Origin of the sequence: Enterococcus sp. DIV0086 (genome assembly GCF_050498705.1) — a bacterium.
GTDB classification, from domain to species: domain Bacteria; phylum Bacillota; class Bacilli; order Lactobacillales; family Enterococcaceae; genus Enterococcus; species Enterococcus faecalis.
In genome coordinates this window covers 1,422,737-1,439,911 of sequence record NZ_JBNIDN010000001.1, presented here as the reverse complement: position 1 = coordinate 1,439,911, position 17,175 = coordinate 1,422,737, and the positions used below count along the sequence as shown (strand labels likewise).

The following is a 17,175-nucleotide window of genomic DNA, read 5'->3' as shown; positions in this document are numbered from 1 at the left end:
TTTTTTTCTATTTATATAATACGTAGTGACTACTTATTCTAATTCACAGATGGTTTTTGCATTGATTTTCTCTCTCAACCCCAGCCAACCACTCGCTGATAACAAGTACCAAAACGGCATAAACTGGATTAAATAGCGAGAGCGGCCGCCTTCAAAGAGCAATAAATACAGAATAGCTCCAATGAAAGCTAATTTTAAAATCGCGTAGTTATTTTTTGAATCTTTTAGAGGGATACTGAACAATAGACCTAGTAATGTGAGTAAATAGAAAAAATGCATATAAATTCGTAGATAGTTACTTTTTTGATTTTGCGGATAATACAGTGACCGCAAGTGTTCTTGCCAACGATTTTTAGAAGGTGTTTCTGGGATTAAATCACCGCCATCCCAACCCCAGTCAAAATCACCATTGGCAGTATTATGACGATTTTTTTGAGCCAGAAAACGGAGATAACCGAAGAATCCTTTATTTTTTAAACGGTCTTGAATCATTTTTATGGTATAAGCTTTTTTGGCTTCTTGTGTAGGCAACTGATTTACTGCTTGTGTATCTGCATCATTGTAACCGCCAATTCCAGTCAAACCCATCATTACAAAAAGTGTCCAAGGTTTGGCTTGTTCTTTATCGATTTCCGTAATCGTTTGTTTTTCCACAAAAAATTGAAAACTATAATATGCGCTAGCGAAACCAGTCAGTAAAAAGAGAGCAACCACGGTTAATTTTACGATAGACTGTTTGTTCCGATTTACTAAAAGAAGTTGCAGCACTTTGATACAACTAAATGCAATAAAAAAGATAATAGACGAAGGTTTCATTAAAAAACACCAAGCTAGGCCAATCCCAATAAACAGTAATAAACAATATTTTACGAAGGGAGGGGAAACTTTCTCAAAAAGGCTATATGCAAAAAAGACTAGGTTGATGAACAATAAGACGGCCGTATCTGTATAAGGCGTGAGTAACCATGGAGACAATCCGAAAGAAAGAAAAAATAAACTATAAGCAACGAAGGCCGTTAATGGATTGAAGACACGTTTAGAGGCATGATAAAAGAAAAATAAACTGCTATTAATAAACAAGCAATTAACCACTTGCCAACTAAACCAAGTGTTGCTCCAGCTCCCTGTTACATCAATGAAACGCAAAAATTTATTCAGGTAATACATCATGAAAAAGAAAAATTCGTTATTGGGGTTTAAAGAAAGTACGATTTTTGAATAATCCCTATTTTCAGTGGTAATACTATGAAAGTTGTCAAAAACATCCCAGCCAATCGGCACAGTAATCTGCGTCAGGAGTAAAAGTTGTAGTAAAAATAAACTGACCAAACTACCAATAATAACCACACGATCATGGGTTTTTATTAAGTGCCAGAGCGCTTGAATCTTAGTGTAAAGAAATTTTTTGTTTTTATAAATAATCAACAATAGAATAATTAATAGAGGAAGTAAAACAAGCAAGTGCTTAGGCTTTCCCCAAAGAATTTTTACCAGCGAATAGGGAGAGTTAATTGCGCCGTAAAAGACAAATAAAATAAAAAAAGTAAAAATATAATTTTCTAGATTCAGAATCCGTTTAAAAGTAGCCATATTTTCTCCTTCCATTTTTTAGCTAGACTAGTTCTTATTTTATCATAAAGATTTTAAAATAAGAAAAAAGCCCTTCTTTTAAAAGAAAGGCTTAAAACTTTTCCTTACTTCACTTCTTTGTAACGGAAGAAGAAGCGTAAGACGCTATTTTGGCTAGTTGTTGTTAGTTTATCTGTCGGTAAGACTGTTAGTAAGAAGAAAAACAGACTAATCACAAGAGTGAAAAATAAGAAGACGGGACTGCCACCTGTTATCACAGTATCTGTTTGAACATCATATTTCAGTGTTGACATAACAGAGAAAACTTGTGTATAGCTACATGCAATAGAAAGTAGATATAAAACAAGCACGCCCCAACCTGTCATCCCAGCATCACGATACCGACGTACACACATTGCCCACGTTGGTAATAATAAAGCTAACCATAAAACAAGTGCAAAAAGCATCAACGGTAATAAGTTTCCAAAATCATAGGTTTCAAAATATTCAGCTGCTAAAATTGCTGACACGGCTTTGCCGACAATGGCAATATAAAAAATAAGTGCTAAAATGCTTAATACCAATGTCATCCACCAATAACCAGCACGTGTGGTCCGACCTTTAAAATCAACATATCCACGAAAATAATCTTTAAAAGCTTGTCCAAATGTTACTTTGCCTTTTTCCTCAATTTTAACCATAAAAACACCCCTTTGTATTTAATAAAATGATTATAACGGAAAGTAATAAAATAGGAAAATGCGAATTCGCATATTTTGTGATTTTTTTGATAAATCATATAAAGAGCAGGTTTTATCAAAAAACGGTAAAATAAGAGAAGATATTTTATAATGGAGGAATCATGAATGAAAATCAGTATTAGACATCGCTACATAGCAAAAATTCCAGCATTAGAAGTGACAACAGAAGAGCAAAAAAACGAAGCATTACCTTTAATTGTTTACTATCATGGTTGGCAATCAGCTAAAGAATTATCTTTAACACAAGCAAGAAAATTAGCACACGAGGGGTTTCGGGTCATTTTACCAGATGCCATGAACCATGGAGAAAGAAAAACAGGACCTATTTCCACGATTCCTTCGATTACATTTTGGAGTAGCATTCAATATAATTTAATTGAATTTCCAGTAATTATCCATCATTTTCATAAATTAGGGTTGATTAAAGAAAATTGGATTGGCGTGGGTGGTGTATCCATGGGCGGTATTACTACTAGCGCTCTTATGACCCAACATCCTGAGATTCAAGCTGCTGCTTGCTTAATGGGAACACCCTATCCGGCGCGCTATATTCAGCGAGTGATTCAACGGGCGAAAGAATTTGCTATTTTTGTACCTAAAGACTTGCCACTGTTGCTAAGTTGGGTACATCAATACGATTTATCACAAACGCCAGAAAGACTACAAGAACGACCGATGCTGTTTTGGCATGGAACGGAAGATGAAAAAATTCCTTATGAAGACATGGCTGATTTTGAACAATTAGTGTCTGGGAAAACGTATGCGAGAAATACGCAATTTATAACGGAAATCGGTGAGCGGCATTTAGTGAAAGGAGAAACAATGGATTTGGTTGTTGACTTTTTTAAAGAAGCGTCAAAAACGTTAGAAAAATAACGGGATTTTTCAAAGAGAAAAGGGGAATCAGCTTGTTTTTTAAGAACACTTTCTATAAACTTAACAGAAAAGGGGTTGAAGGTGTACATGGAGAAAAACAAGTTGAGAAAAGTGGGCTTAACTGCCCTGGAATGGCTAAAACAACATCCAGAAATTAAACAACATAAAGAATCAAGTCTCTATGAACAGTTGTTTGCTAGTCAGCAATGGCAACAAGCACAAACAATCGGAATGATTCGGTCGTTACCGCTAGAATTATCAACACAGCCAATTTTCGAACGGGCCATGCAAGAGGGCAAGCAAGTGGCGGTGCCGCGAACATTTAAAGGAGGAAAAATGCACTTTTATCAAGTCTTTCCAGAGACGGTTTATGACACCAGTGCATTTGGCGTGGAAGAACCTCCGTTAACAGCGGCAGAAATAACAGCTACAGCGATTGATTTATTGATTGTGCCAGGGATTGTTTTCAATCGTGCTGGCTATCGAATAGGCTTCGGCGGTGGTTTTTATGATCGTTATTTGGAACATTTTTCGGGCCATTCATGTAGTTTAGTTTTTAGTGAACAACTCCATGAGCAATGGCAACCAGAAGTGTTTGATCAGCCAATCGAACAATTATTTATACAATAGGAGGAATGGAATGAACTATCAAACAGAAATGAAATTGAAACGGCTAAAAAATCAGCCGTTCATTACGTATGCCCTTTTAGGTATTTCAATCATTGTTTTCCTTGGATTGGAATTAACTGGAGGATCAGAAAATATTTTAAACTTAGTTAATTGGGGGGCAATGGTTCGCCCACTGATAGCTCAAAATCATGAATACTGGCGGTTTATCACGCCAATGTTTCTTCACATTGGGTTTATGCATATTATTTTGAATATGGTTACTCTTTATTATATCGGCGCACAGGTTGAGGCAATTTATGGGCATTGGCGCTATTTGGGAATTTATTTATTGAGTGGGATTGCTGGAAATATCGCCAGTTTTGCCTTTGGGACACCCAACAGTGTCTCAGCGGGTGCTAGTACAGCGCTTTTTGGTTTGTTCGGCGCATTTGTTATTTTAGGACGCCATTTTAGAGACAATCCAGCGATTATGTATATGGTGCAACGCTATTCAATGTTTATTGTGATTAATTTGTTATTTAACTTGTTTAGTAGCTCTGTAGATATGATGGGTCATGTTGGCGGTCTAATCGGTGGACTATTAGTCGCGACGGCTTTTGCTGTTCCAAATCGTCAAGAAGCATTTAATAAGCACGAGCGAATTATGGCCACGTTAATTTTTATTTTTCTTGTCGTAATTTGTCTGTTATTGGGTTTTAAAAAATACGGTTTACCTGTATAATAAGGAAGTGTTTTCGTATGGAAACGTTATATGATGTACAACAACTTTTTAAACAGTTTGGGATGTATATTTATGTCGGTGCACGGATTTATGATATTGAGTTAATGATGATTGAATTAAAAAAATTGTATGAAGGTCAATTGGTAGACCGAGATACGTATTTACAGGCCCGGCATATTTTGCAAAGAGAGCATCGAATAGAAGAATCTAGAGGGAAGCAGAAAGGAATCGACTAAATGGATAAGAAGATTATTGGGATTGATTTAGGTGGAACGACCATCAAATTTGCTATTTTAACAACTGATGGCGTTGTTCAACAAAAATGGAGTATTGAAACGAATATTTTAGAAGATGGCAAGCATATTGTGCCATCAATTATTGAAAGTATTCGTCACCGTATAGATCTTTATAATATGAAAAAAGAAGATTTTGTGGGAATTGGTATGGGAACACCAGGAAGTGTCGACATTGAAAAAGGAACTGTTGTAGGTGCCTATAATTTAAACTGGACGACTGTACAGCCTGTCAAAGAACAAATCGAATCTGCTTTAGGAATTCCGTTTGCCTTAGATAATGATGCCAATGTTGCCGCTTTAGGTGAGCGTTGGAAGGGCGCGGGGGAAAACAATCCCGACGTGATTTTTATTACTTTAGGAACAGGTGTCGGCGGAGGCATTGTTGCAGCGGGAGAATTGCTCCACGGTGTTGCTGGCTGTGCTGGTGAAGTTGGGCATGTGACGGTTGATCCTAACGGCTTTGACTGTACCTGTGGGAAACGTGGCTGTTTAGAAACTGTTTCTAGTGCCACTGGTGTCGTTCGTGTTGCACGTCATTTATCAGAAGAGTTTGCAGGTGACTCTGAACTGAAACAAGCGATTGATGATGGACAAGATGTTTCAAGTAAAGACGTTTTTGAATTTGCTGAAAAAGGCGATCATTTTGCTTTAATGGTTGTGGATCGTGTTTGTTTCTATTTAGGCTTAGCCACAGGAAACTTAGGTAACACGTTAAATCCAGATAGCGTGGTTATCGGTGGAGGTGTTTCTGCAGCAGGAGAATTTTTACGTAGTCGTGTCGAAAAATATTTCCAAGAATTTACTTTCCCGCAAGTTCGAAATAGTACAAAAATCAAATTAGCAGAGCTAGGTAATGAGGCCGGCGTCATTGGTGCCGCTTCACTAGCATTACAATTTTCAAAAGAGAAATAGAGAGGGCTTTTTAGAATGAGTATTTTATGGGTAATCAATGGCATTTTGCTAGTTATTGTACTAGCGATGGTATTCAATGAATTATATTTGAAAATTATGGTGAAACGTTCAGCAAAAATGTTGACGGAAGAAGAATTTAAAGAAACAATGCGTAAAGCACAAGTGATTGACGTTCGTGAGAAAGATACATTTGATGCTGGGCATATTTTAGGGGCGCGCAGCATGCCATACAGCATGTTAAAAACAACAATTGGTTCTCTTCGTAAGGATCAACCTGTTTATCTTTATGATCAGAAGAAAGCTTTAAGTATCCGAGCAGCTAATTTATTACGCAAAAATGGCTATACTGATATTTATATTTTAAAAGGCGGCTATGATGGCTGGACTGGGAAAGTGAAAAAGAGAAATAGTTAATAACAAAAAGAGTTGGTCTTCATTGAGACCAACTCTTTTTGTATAGGAAAGCTTAATAGAGATGTTGCTTTTTGTCAGTCCTCACTTTTTGAGCTACAATAAAGAGAAGAGGTGAAGGCAGATGATTCAAATCAAGCGAGCATATGAAGCACCGACAGAGCAAGATGGCTACCGTGTTTTAGTTGACCGTGTTTGGCCACGAGGAAAATCCAAGGAATCTGAAAAGTTAGATGAATGGCTCAAAGAAGTGGCCCCAAGTACAGAGCTACGGAAATGGTTTAATCATGAAGCAAATAAATATCCTGAGTTTAAACAAAAATACCAAGAAGAATTGAAACATGAGCCAACTGCCACAGCGTTTAAGCAGTTACAGACGATTGTAAAAAATCAGCCAGTAGTCACGCTGGTCTATGGGGCGAAAGATACAGTGCATAATCAAGCGGTTGTCTTAAAAGAATTATTAGAAAAATAGAGTAGGTGATTGGATGAAAATTGCAATTGTAGGTGCTGGACCCAGAGGCTTATCAGCTGCAGAACGAGTCATTGAATGGGCTCGTAAAACGGAAATAAATGTTCAGCTCACGTTGTTTGATCCATACGGTCCAGGTGGGAAAATTTGGCGAGCAGAGCAACCTAATTATTTATTAATGAACACCGTGATTAGCCAAGTCACTTTATTTACAGATGAATCTTTTAGTGGCGAAGGACCAATTGTCAAGGGCCCTACTCTCTATGAATGGACCCAAACAGAAGCTGCGCAGTACATTCAACAGAAACAACCCTATAATTATCTTGAGTTGTTGAAAGAATGTCATCGCCTTGGACCGAATGATCACTGTTCGAGAGCTTTTTATGGCATGTACCAAAAATGGTTTTATACGTATTTAGCCACGCGGTGTAACGAACAAACATCGCTGACGTTTTTTAAAGAGCCAGTAACTGCTGTGCGGGCAGGAGAGGATAACTATTATGTGTATACTCAATCCATTGAGTTTACGGCAGACAAAGTAATTTTAGCTTTGGGTCACCAAGAAAATGAATTAACGACTGTTGAACAAGAGCTTGCGGACTACGCAAAGGAGCATCGTTTGTTTTATTCTTCTCCTAAAAATGCAGCGGATGCTTTATTGGCACTTGCCAATATACCCGCAAAACAACCCGTTGTGTTAAAAGGCTTAGGTTTGGCATTTTTTGACTATTTATCTGCCTTGACGATTGGCCGCGGGGGTGTTTTTTCTCGTCAAAATGGCCGCTTACGTTATGAACCTTCTGGAAGAGAGCCTATTATTATTGCTGGTTCTGGTCGCGGTTTTCCTTCTCATCCTCGAGGGATTAATCAAAAAGGCTACGGGGAAACCTATCAGCCTGTTTTTTTAACCGAAACGTATTTAGCTGAATGTCGTAAAAAAGGACAGGTTACAAGCGCAGAGTTTTTTGGGTATTTAAAAAAAGAAGTGGAATATGTGTATTACACTTGCTTAATCGAAGAAAAATATCCGCATCTTTCTAAAGAGGCCTTTCAACAGCTGTTTATTCAAACCAAGGGAGCGCCGGAAAGCTTAGCCCACTTTGAAAAACAAGATTGGTTTGATTGGCAAGCGTTAGAACATCCTGAAACAAAGAAAACCACTCATGAAAGTTTTCGTTCGTTTTTACTAGAGTATTTAAAATGGGATATTCAAGAAGCAGAGAAAGGCAATCTTAGCGGTCCTTTGACCACTGCTTTAGACAGTTTAAAAGATTTAAGAGATCAGATTCGCTTTGTCTTGGATGAAGGGTTATTAACGAATGACGAGAGTCAGAAGTGGTTGTGGCACTGGTTTACCCCGTTGAATACCTTTTTGTCGGTGGGACCTTCTGTTGAAAGAACAGAAGAGCTACAGGCGTTAGTTGAACTGGGATTAGTCACGATTCTGGGGCCAGAAATGCGTGTCGAAATGAAAGCGGGTCAATTTATTACTTATGCTAATTTGTTTCCGGAAAATCGGTATAATAGTCACTTTTTAATTGAAGCGCGCATTCCCAAAGTCAATAATGAAAAAAGTTTGAATCCTTTAACAAGGCAGTTGTTAGCCGATAAGCTAGCTACGCTCCATCAACTAGCATTAGCCGATGGTCAAATAGTCAAAACAGGTGCACTCTTGATTGTGCCTGCCACGAATCAAGTCATGACAAAAGATGGACAGGTGGCGACAGGCCTTTTTAGTTGTGGTATTCCAACAGAAGGTATTCATTGGTTAACAGCCGCTGCAGCTCGTCCTGGTGTGGATCCTTGGAATATGCGCGATATGGATCGGATTGCTGCCACTATTTTTAATAGTTAAGAAAAATAGTCAGCTCCTTTGGTAAAAAAGAAAGCATAACAAGTGGTCATCCATCAAAGCGATGGATGACCACTTGTTATGCTTAAGAGAATCAACAGAGCCAGAAGCGCTTCTGTTGATTTCTTGGCGTTAGATTTTTTATCTCAACGTCACAGCTATTTTTTAACGTGCAATACGTTTACGCATCGCTTTTTTACGGTTTTCTTCAATCATATCTTCTTTTTCTTCAATTGGATCAATGACTGTTTTTTTAATAGTTGTAGCCACACCGGCTAAAGCAGCAACTGTGATAGCAGTACCGACTAACATACCTGATACAAATTTTTTCATCGTTCATTCCTTCTTTCAAATTGTATTTGTTTCTATTATGACGGAAAAAAGCAAAAAAATCCAATAGTTACAATGATTTTTTATAAACTCTACGACTAATTTAGAGATTTGTTAAAATTTACCAAGTCTTTTCTGTATTTTTATAGGAAAAATGAATAAGGAGAAATGGCCAAATTAAATCCTGTTTACAAAATGAAATAATTCAGAAGTAGACCTTATTTAATGGTACAATAGAAAAAGAAATTAGAGAGTAAAAGGAGCGTATTTATGTCTATTTTAGTATTAGGTGGCGCAGGCTACATCGGCTCACATGCCGTTGATCAATTAATTTCAAAAGGATATGCCGTTGTTGTTGTTGATAATTTATTAACGGGACATCGTTCAGCAGTTCATGAACAAGCGACTTTCTATGAAGGCGATATTCGTGATAAAGCTTTTTTACGTAGTGTCTTTGAAAAGGAATCAATTGAAGGGGTGTTGCACTTTGCGGCCAATTCTTTAGTAGGAGAATCCGTGGAGAAACCGTTAATGTATTTCAATAACAATGTTCACGGCACTCAAATTGCCTTAGAAGTTATGCAAGAATTCGGAGTGAAACACATTGTTTTTTCTTCCACAGCGGCCACTTATGGCGAACCAAAAGCAATGCCTATTACAGAAGAAACCCCAACGAATCCTAAAAACCCGTATGGGGAAAGTAAATTAATGATGGAAAAAATCATGAAATGGTGCGACAACGCTTATGGAATGAAATATGTTGCTTTGCGTTATTTTAATGTTGCAGGAGCAAAAAAAGATGCCTCAATTGGTGAGGATCACACGCCAGAAACGCATATTGTGCCAATTATTTTACAAGTGGCATTGGGCCAACGAGCAGAGCTAAGTATTTTTGGGGATGACTATGACACACCAGATGGCACGTGCATTCGAGATTATGTTTACATTGAAGACTTGATTGCAGCACATATTTTGGCTTTAGAATATTTGAAAAATGGCGGCGAAAGTGACGTCTTTAACTTGGGAAGCAACAACGGCTATTCTGTTAAAGAAATGTTAGATGCTGCACGCGAAGTGACAGGTCAAGAAATTCCTGCGACAATCGCGCCACGCCGAGCAGGGGATCCTAGTACGTTAATTGCTTCTAGTGAAAAAGCCAAACGAGTTTTAGGCTGGCAACCAGAAGTAACTGAGGTCAAGGATATTATCGCCACCGCTTGGCAATGGCATCAAGCTCATCCACATGGATATCAAGAAAAGTAATAGGAGGAATGAATCGATGACCACGAGTCAAATGATTGCCGATTTTACCACACTTGCTATTCAAGCAGGTGGTTGGATGGAATTGGATCGCTTATATCTTCAGAACCGTTTATTATCAATGATTGGTGAACAAGAATTAGGCGAAGTAGACATACGGCCTGTGGCAACACCCGCCGCTGATTTGGCGGAACAATTGTGTCAAGTTGCGAGTGCCAACCAACTTGTAAAAACAGAGCAACAAAAAGAACAGTTCATGGTGCAATTGATGGATTTGTTGACACCACCACCTTCTGTGGTTAATGCTTTTTTTGCACAACATTATGCCAAAGAGCCACAAGAGGCTACCGAGTATTTTTACCAACTTTGTCAAAAAAACGGTACGGTCATTGAACAGGAAGAACCTGTTGTTTTTTCAACAGTCTATGGTGATTTTTTAGCAAATAAGGTCCACAGTGAGGCGTCAAAAGCAACGCTCTCTGCACAAAGCTATCCCCGCTGTGAATGGTGCATGGCAACAGAAGGATACCAGGGAAGTCAGCAATTTCCTGCGACTACGAACCATCGAGTGATTCGAATGAACTTAGATGGCGAAAGCTGGGGGTTTTCCTTTGTAAAACAGGCACAATATCAGCAACAAGGTGTGATTGCGTTTGAAAAACATCAGTCAGCGAAACGTTCAGTTAAGACTTTTCAGCAATTGTTGAAAATTGTTGAGGTCTTTCCTCATTATTTTGCTGGGATTGATGCTGACTTTGAACAAAATGAGCATGTCTATTATCAAACGGGTTTGCAACAATTTCCATTAGCCGAAGCGAGCATTTCAGAATATGTTGAGTTAGCTAACTATCCTTTAATCAACGCAGGAATGGTGAATTGGCCAGTTGCGACATTTCGCCTAGAGGGACCGAATGCGTCAGAAGTTGCCCAAGCCGCAAATGATATTTTTGAGCAATGGCAAATGCTAAAACTGCCAACGGATGAGATACAAATCGTTGCCCGACGAAAAGAACTTTTATATGTCATGGACTTAATTTTTAGTCGACCTCAAGCAAAGCCTTCGTTAACGTTAGCAGAAGTCCAAGGTTTAACGACTTGGAACAACCAGAAAACGCAGGCACTTGAAACTGTCGCTTCAGCGTATCAACAGCGATTAAAAGAAGCCAGTGCGTTTGCAGAAACAAGTGAAGGAAAAGCGGCTTTTTTAGCAATGGTTGCGCCAGTGACTCATTAAAAGAAAAAAGATGCCGAATGACTAAAAATCACGTATAATAGATAAGAATGAAAAATAAGGGAGGGTAAAAAATGGCTTATCAAGCACTTTATCGGGTCTGGCGTTCACAACGTTTCGATGACGTAGTAGGACAAAAAGCAATTACTCAGACACTGAAAAATGCGATAGTGCAAAAGAAAACATCTCATGCCTATTTATTTACTGGCCCTCGTGGTACAGGTAAAACCAGTGCCGCAAAAATTTTCGCTAAAGCGATTAACTGTAAACATAGTCAAGATGGTGAACCTTGTAATGTTTGTGAAACCTGTGTAGCCATTACGGAAGGTCGTTTAAATGATGTCATTGAAATTGATGCGGCGAGTAATAATGGCGTGGAAGAAATCCGTGATATTCGTGATAAAGCAAAGTATGCACCGACACAAGCCGAGTACAAAGTTTATATTATTGATGAAGTTCATATGCTATCAACAGGCGCGTTCAATGCACTTTTAAAAACCTTGGAAGAACCGCCACAAAATGTTATTTTTATCTTAGCAACGACTGAACCACACAAGATTCCGTTAACGATTATCTCACGGACGCAACGCTTTGATTTTAAGCGAATTAGTACGCAAGATATCGTCGATCATATGGCCCATATCATGCAGGAAATGGCTCTCGATTATGAGGAACAAGCCCTTTATGTGATTGGGCGTGCTGCGGAAGGTGGGATGCGAGATGCCTTGAGTATCTTGGATCAAACGATTTCCTTTAGTGATGAAAAAGTAACACTGGAAGATGCAATGCAAGTGACAGGCAGCCTAACCTATGAAATGATGGATCATTATATTCAGTGTTGTGTCGCCGGTGATGTTGAACGAGCATTAGAAGGTTTGGAAAGTATTTTAGGCGAAGGCAAAGAAGCGCGCCGTTTCTTAGAAGATTTGTTATTATATTGTCGAGATTTGCTGATGTATCAGCAAGCACCGAAGTTATTAGCAGAAAAAGCAGGAACTTTGACAGAAGCATTTAAGGAACTAGCTACACAAACACCTGCTGAAAAAATCTACCAACTAATCCAAATTTTAAGTGACACACAAAATGAGATCCGCTTTACCAACAATGCGAATATCTATCTGGAAGTAGCCACTGTCAAATTAGCTAAAACGGTGCAACCCAATAAACACAACACGCCAGAAACAGCTAATCAAGATGGTAGTGCAGAGGGAAATCCAGAATTAGCAGATTTACAAAATCAAATCGGGCAACTGAAGAAAGAACTGGCTGAATTAAAGAAACACGGTGTAGCTGCCAAAGAAGCAGATGCGCCACGTCAACAAGCACGACCACAAGCGCCAAAAAGTTCGTTCCGTGTACCCACAGAACGGGTATATCAAGTCTTAAACGAAGCGACTAGAACACATTTAATGAATGTGAAAAATGTCTGGGAAGACTTACTGCAAACATTATCTGTGACTCAACGAGCGATGCTCAAAGCTAGTGAACCTGTCGCAGCGAGTCCTAAGGGCATCGTGGTGGCATTTGACTATGAGATTGTTTGTGCTCGTGCAACAGACGATGAAGAGATGCAGTTAGCTTTCAATAATAATTTAAGCCGTTTGATGGACTATACACCAGAAATGGTCTGCATTACTAGAGAAAGCTGGCCAAAACTAAGACAAAGTTTTATTAACCAAAATCAGGGCAGTTTGAATCATTCTGAACCTGAAAATGAAATGGCTCGTCTAGCGGACGAACCGCCTGTAACAAATGAACATTCACAAGAAAATCCAGTAGTAGATGAAGCAATCGCTATGTTTGGTGAAGAGCTTGTCGAAGTACTAGATGATTAATATGAAGGAGTCGAGGAATTATGATGCGAGGAATGGGCAACATGCAAGGCATGATGAAACAAGTACAAAAAATGCAAAAAGAAATGGCCAAAGCGCAAGAAGCGCTAAATGAAAAAGAATTTATCGGTGAAGCCACCAATCAACTTGTGACAGCGACATTTACTGGTGATCGCACAATGAAAGATTTGATCATTAAAGAAGACGTGGTTGATCCTGAAGACGTTGATATGCTACAAGATTTAGTCATTATGGCTGTCAACGATGCGTTAGTAAAAATTGAAAAAGAAACTGAAGCAACTTTAGGTAAATACACCAAAGGAATGCCAGGATTCTAAAAAATAAGACCAACGAAAGTATGAAAAACGTCATGCCCAAAAAATCGAACTTTTTGGGCATGACGTTTTTTCTGTTTTTGTGGGAAAACTCTTTGGCAATTTTAGTAGTCGCTTCCAAAAAACTATGCTATACTAAAGCCAATTGAAGAGAAACATTTGGGGTGCTATTAGCTGAGATTATACCCATGGAACCTGAAACAGTTAGGACTGGCGCAGGGAAATGTCTTGAAATTTTGACCGATTATTGCACCCAACTACGTTTATTTGTGGTTGGGTTTTTCTGTCTTTTTCAGTCGCGCCTCCTTTTGCTTCTCGCAGAAAGGAGTTTTTTTACGTGGAAAAAAATCGAATCCACAGAGTTACGTTGCTGGCTTTAATGATTGCGATGGACGTCGTATTATCACCGTTAATGCGAATTGAGGGAATGGCCCCTATGTCCAGTGTCATGAACATTATTGCCGGAGTTTTATTAGGTCCTCTTTACGGAACGCTCATGGCACTTGTCTGCGGCTTAATCCGTATGACGTTCTTAGGTATTCCGCCATTAGCGTTAACAGGTGCCGTCTTTGGCGCATTTTTTGCTGGTTTATTTTATCAATGGGGACAAAAATTAGGCTGGTCGATGCTAGGGGAAATTTTTGGTACAGGCATCATTGGCTCGTTATTGTCCTATCCTGTAATGGTTTGGTTTACTGGCAGTAAGCAGAATTTTTATTGGTTCATTTATACACCACGATTTATTGGTGCCACACTGATTGGTTCAGTGATTGCTTGGCTTGTCTTAGTAAAACTGAAAGAAACTCGAGTATTTAAACAAACACAGGAATTATTTTTGGGAGGGTACTTTTATGAAAACAAGCGTTAAGTTTGAAACGATTTTTCCACTGACAACGGCACCATTAATTCAGTGCATTACGAATGAAATTACGTGTGAGTCTATGGCGAATGCATTACTTTATATTGATGCTAAGCCCATTATGGCGGATGATCCCCGGGAATTTCCGCAGTTGTTTCAGCAAACCAGTGCTTTGGTTTTGAATTTAGGCCATTTATCACAAGAACGAGAGCAAAGCTTGTTAGCAGCTAGTGATTATGCTCGGCAAGTGAATAAACCGACCGTAGTCGATTTAGTCGGTTATGGCGCCAGTGATATTCGGAGTGAAGTCGGGGAAAAGCTGGTGCACAATCAGCCAACCGTTGTGAAAGGGAATCTTTCAGAAATGCGGACTTTTTGCCAGTTGGTGAGTCATGGCCGAGGAGTGGATGGCAGCCCTTTGGATCAAAGTGAAGAAGCAATTGAGGAGCTGATTCAAGCTTTACGTCAACAAACGCAAAAGTTTCCCCAGACGGTATTTTTAGCAACAGGGATTCAAGATGTTTTGGTTAGCCAAGAGCAAGTGATTGTCTTACAAAATGGCGTTCCTGAGTTGGATTGTTTCACTGGCACGGGCGATTTAGTCGGCGCATTAGTTGCCGCTTTATTAGGTGAAGGCAACGCGCCAATGACTGCGGCAGTAGCCGCAGTGAGCTATTTTAATCTTTGCGGAGAAAAAGCCAAGACTAAGAGCCAAGGGCTGGCCAATTTTCGCCAAAATACGTTAAATCAGTTATCTCTTTTAATGAAGGAGAAGGATTGGTTTGAGGCGGTGAAAGGACGAGTGCTATGAGAGAGCAATTGAAAGTTTATTTGGTGACAGGCCGGTATGATTTTAGTGATACTGAATTTTTAAAACGAATTGAAACTGCTTGTCGCAGTGGAGTGACATTGGTCCAACTGCGCGAAAAGGAAGTGTCAACACGGCGCTTTTACGAATTAGCAGTGAAAGTTAAAGCGGTAACAGATGCGTATCAGATTCCGTTGATTATTAATGATCGTGTCGATATTTGCTTGGCAGTGGATGCGGCAGGTGTGCATATAGGGGATGATGAATTACCGGTTGCTCTTGTGCGAAAACTGGTTGGGTCCACAAAAATCGTAGGTGTTTCAGCCAAAACGGTGGCACGAGGAGTTGAAGCGGAAAACGAGGGCGCCGATTATTTAGGCGTGGGCGCAATTTTCCCCACAACGACTAAGGACAGTCCGTTAACTTCTTTGCAGACACTTTCTGAAATTGCTGCAGCAGTCACGATTCCGGTTGTGGCGATTGGTGGGATCAAAGAAGAAAATATAGAACAACTTATGGGAACGGGAGTGGCTGGTGTTTCACTGGTCAGTGAAATTATGCTGGCTGAACAGATAACCGAGAAAGTTCAAGGGTTGATGCGTGTAACGGAGCGAATGTTGGAGGCGAGAAAATGACCGAATATAATTTGACCCCACAAGTAGTCACGATTGCTGGTTCTGATTCTGGTGGGGGAGCTGGCATGCAAGCAGATTTAAAAACATTTCAAGCACGGCAGGCATTTGGCTTAAATATTGTCATTGCATTGACGGCACAAAATACGTATGGCGTGCAAGATAGCTTACCGATTCCTAGTTCATTTATTGATGCACAATTCCAATCACTGGCGGCTGATTTTAAAATTGGGGCAGCGAAAACGGGGATGTTAGCAGATAGTGAGCGTGTCGAAGCTGTTGTTCGCAATTTGCAGAAAGTTGATTTTGGTCCGTTGATTGTCGATCCTGTAATGGTGGCTAAAGGTGGACATCATTTGTTAGAAGCCGAGGCAGTTCAAACGATTAAAGAGCAACTGTTTCCATTAGCAACGGTCGTGACACCTAATTTACCAGAAGCGGAAGTTTTACTAGAGACGACCATCAAGACAGAACAAGAAATGCAGACCGCAGCAAAAAAATTACAGCAATTGGGCACAAAAAATATTATTATGAAAGGCGGACATAGCACAAATCAACAAGCGGCTGATTATGTGTTAATGGAAGACGGTTCGAGCTTTTGGATAAGTGCACCACGAATTGTAACGAAAAATACTCATGGAACAGGAGATACTTTTTCAGCGTGTATCGCAGCCGAATTAGCAAAAGGTACGCCGTTAGAAGCGGCGATTGTGATTGGCAAACAGTTTATACAAGGGGCTATTAGCCAAGCAATTTCTGTTGGACATGGCCACGGACCCACTAATCATTGGGCCCAATTAACGCAAGATATTCAAGTTATTAAAGCATAAGAAGAGCCTGGGGAAAAATCTAAAATGATTTTTCCCCAGGCTCTAAATAGCTTAAAGCTCCCTCTTAATATAGTTTATAAACGTTTTGTTCACTAATCTTCACATTTTAAATAAATTTCTTGGCCTTGTTCTTGCAAATGAGCCACGTGGGATTCTCCCCAATTACATAAGTTATCTAAGACAGCAGAGAGGCTTTGACCATAATCGCTTAAATAATATTCGACTTTTGGTGGAACTTGGTTGTAAACTTTTCGCTCGATAATGTTGTCTTCTTCGAGTTCCCGTAATTGTTGTGTCAGCATTTTTTGACTAATGCCAGTAATGCCGCGTTTTAAATCACTGGGGCGCATGGCACCGTGCCGTAAATTACACAGAATAATTGGTTTCCATTTGCCGCCAATAACATCCATCGTTGCTTCGACACCAATCGCATATGTACGAGTTTCCAAAAAACATTCCTCCTTAATAGGTTGATAATAACCAAAAGTTACTAAAAGGTACCTATGATACAAAAAAGTAGGTACTTATCAAAATTTCAATCTTAGTATATAGTAATTT

At 39.4% G+C, this 17,175-nt stretch carries 20 protein-coding genes and 1 riboswitch; of the genes, 16 read left to right on the top strand and 4 right to left on the bottom strand.

Annotated elements, in window-relative coordinates:
* Positions 1–33: 33 nt before the first annotated feature.
* On the bottom strand, positions 34–1,605 hold the full coding sequence (locus tag IGI63_RS06945) for a hypothetical protein (RefSeq protein WP_429975553.1): 1,572 nt from the start codon (positions 1,603–1,605) through the stop codon (positions 34–36).
* A gap of 89 nt (positions 1,606–1,694) precedes the next feature.
* Positions 1,695–2,270 carry a DUF805 domain-containing protein gene (locus tag IGI63_RS06940; protein WP_002356327.1) on the bottom strand — a complete coding sequence of 192 codons (576 nt, stop codon included), beginning with the start codon at positions 2,268–2,270 and terminating at the stop codon, positions 1,695–1,697.
* Positions 2,271–2,435: 165 nt separating this feature from the next.
* Here IGI63_RS06940 and IGI63_RS06935 point away from each other — a divergent pair, with 165 nt between their 5' ends.
* The 8 genes from IGI63_RS06935 (at position 2,436) to IGI63_RS06900 (ending at position 8,503) form a co-directional block, all read left to right on the top strand.
* Positions 2,436–3,206: an alpha/beta fold hydrolase gene (locus IGI63_RS06935; protein WP_002356329.1), complete on the top strand. Its 771-nt coding sequence runs from the start codon at positions 2,436–2,438 to the stop codon at positions 3,204–3,206.
* A gap of 87 nt (positions 3,207–3,293) precedes the next feature.
* On the top strand, positions 3,294–3,836 hold the full coding sequence (locus tag IGI63_RS06930; RefSeq protein ID WP_429975552.1) for a 5-formyltetrahydrofolate cyclo-ligase: 543 nt from the start codon (positions 3,294–3,296) through the stop codon (positions 3,834–3,836).
* 10 nt (positions 3,837–3,846) lie between these two features.
* On the top strand, positions 3,847–4,557 hold the full coding sequence (locus IGI63_RS06925; RefSeq protein WP_429975551.1) for a rhomboid family intramembrane serine protease: 711 nt from the start codon (positions 3,847–3,849) through the stop codon (positions 4,555–4,557).
* A 17-nt stretch (positions 4,558–4,574) separates the two neighbouring features.
* Positions 4,575–4,793, top strand: a complete 219-nt coding sequence (locus IGI63_RS06920; RefSeq protein ID WP_002356332.1) for a YqgQ family protein — start codon at positions 4,575–4,577, stop codon at positions 4,791–4,793.
* Complete coding sequence (locus IGI63_RS06915; protein WP_002356333.1) at positions 4,794–5,765, top strand: ROK family glucokinase; 972 nt, start codon at positions 4,794–4,796, stop codon at positions 5,763–5,765.
* A 15-nt stretch (positions 5,766–5,780) separates the two neighbouring features.
* A complete protein-coding gene (locus tag IGI63_RS06910; protein WP_002356334.1) occupies positions 5,781–6,179 on the top strand; it encodes a rhodanese-like domain-containing protein in 399 nt (132 codons plus the stop codon).
* A gap of 121 nt (positions 6,180–6,300) precedes the next feature.
* A complete protein-coding gene (locus IGI63_RS06905) occupies positions 6,301–6,651 on the top strand; it encodes a DUF488 domain-containing protein (protein WP_002362343.1) in 351 nt (116 codons plus the stop codon).
* Between the two features lie 13 nt (positions 6,652–6,664).
* A complete protein-coding gene (locus IGI63_RS06900) occupies positions 6,665–8,503 on the top strand; it encodes an FAD/NAD(P)-binding protein (protein ID WP_429975550.1) in 1,839 nt (612 codons plus the stop codon).
* A gap of 162 nt (positions 8,504–8,665) precedes the next feature.
* Here the strand turns inward: IGI63_RS06900 and IGI63_RS06895 are convergent, their stop codons facing one another.
* Positions 8,666–8,833, bottom strand: a complete 168-nt coding sequence (locus IGI63_RS06895) for a DUF3042 family protein (RefSeq protein WP_002356337.1) — start codon at positions 8,831–8,833, stop codon at positions 8,666–8,668.
* A 267-nt stretch (positions 8,834–9,100) separates the two neighbouring features.
* Between IGI63_RS06895 and galE the strand changes: the two genes are divergently transcribed.
* From galE to thiD, 8 genes are all read left to right on the top strand, one after another.
* Positions 9,101–10,093 (top strand): UDP-glucose 4-epimerase GalE, encoded by a 993-nt coding sequence (gene galE / locus IGI63_RS06890; RefSeq protein WP_002388439.1) that lies wholly within the window; start codon positions 9,101–9,103, stop codon positions 10,091–10,093.
* The gene (locus tag IGI63_RS06885) at positions 10,074–11,324 is read left to right on the top strand and encodes a UDP-glucose--hexose-1-phosphate uridylyltransferase (RefSeq protein ID WP_033592909.1); all 1,251 of its coding nucleotides are present in this window, start codon (positions 10,074–10,076) and stop codon (positions 11,322–11,324) included. Before galE ends, IGI63_RS06885 begins: the two co-directional genes overlap by 20 nt.
* Before the next feature lie 71 nt (positions 11,325–11,395).
* Positions 11,396–13,156, top strand: a complete 1,761-nt coding sequence (gene dnaX, locus IGI63_RS06880; RefSeq protein ID WP_002356340.1) for a DNA polymerase III subunit gamma/tau — start codon at positions 11,396–11,398, stop codon at positions 13,154–13,156.
* Between the two features lie 20 nt (positions 13,157–13,176).
* Complete coding sequence (locus IGI63_RS06875) at positions 13,177–13,491, top strand: YbaB/EbfC family nucleoid-associated protein (RefSeq protein ID WP_002384048.1); 315 nt, start codon at positions 13,177–13,179, stop codon at positions 13,489–13,491.
* Between the two features lie 147 nt (positions 13,492–13,638).
* Positions 13,639–13,727, top strand: a riboswitch (TPP riboswitch).
* Positions 13,728–13,867: 140 nt separating this feature from the next.
* A complete protein-coding gene (gene thiW, locus IGI63_RS06870; protein WP_002356342.1) occupies positions 13,868–14,356 on the top strand; it encodes an energy coupling factor transporter S component ThiW in 489 nt (162 codons plus the stop codon).
* Positions 14,340–15,158: a hydroxyethylthiazole kinase gene (locus IGI63_RS06865; protein ID WP_429975549.1), complete on the top strand. Its 819-nt coding sequence runs from the start codon at positions 14,340–14,342 to the stop codon at positions 15,156–15,158. Before thiW ends, IGI63_RS06865 begins: the two co-directional genes overlap by 17 nt.
* Positions 15,155–15,790 carry a thiamine phosphate synthase gene (gene thiE / locus IGI63_RS06860; RefSeq protein ID WP_002368794.1) on the top strand — a complete coding sequence of 212 codons (636 nt, stop codon included), beginning with the start codon at positions 15,155–15,157 and terminating at the stop codon, positions 15,788–15,790. The genes IGI63_RS06865 and thiE overlap by 4 nt, the downstream gene beginning before the upstream one ends.
* Positions 15,787–16,617, top strand: a complete 831-nt coding sequence (thiD, locus tag IGI63_RS06855; protein ID WP_429975548.1) for a bifunctional hydroxymethylpyrimidine kinase/phosphomethylpyrimidine kinase — start codon at positions 15,787–15,789, stop codon at positions 16,615–16,617. The genes thiE and thiD overlap by 4 nt, the downstream gene beginning before the upstream one ends.
* Before the next feature lie 92 nt (positions 16,618–16,709).
* On the opposite strand, the gene IGI63_RS06850 is transcribed toward thiD, so the two are convergent.
* Positions 16,710–17,066: a winged helix-turn-helix transcriptional regulator gene (locus IGI63_RS06850; protein ID WP_002356348.1), complete on the bottom strand. Its 357-nt coding sequence runs from the start codon at positions 17,064–17,066 to the stop codon at positions 16,710–16,712.
* Between the last annotated feature and the right edge of the window lie 109 nt (positions 17,067–17,175).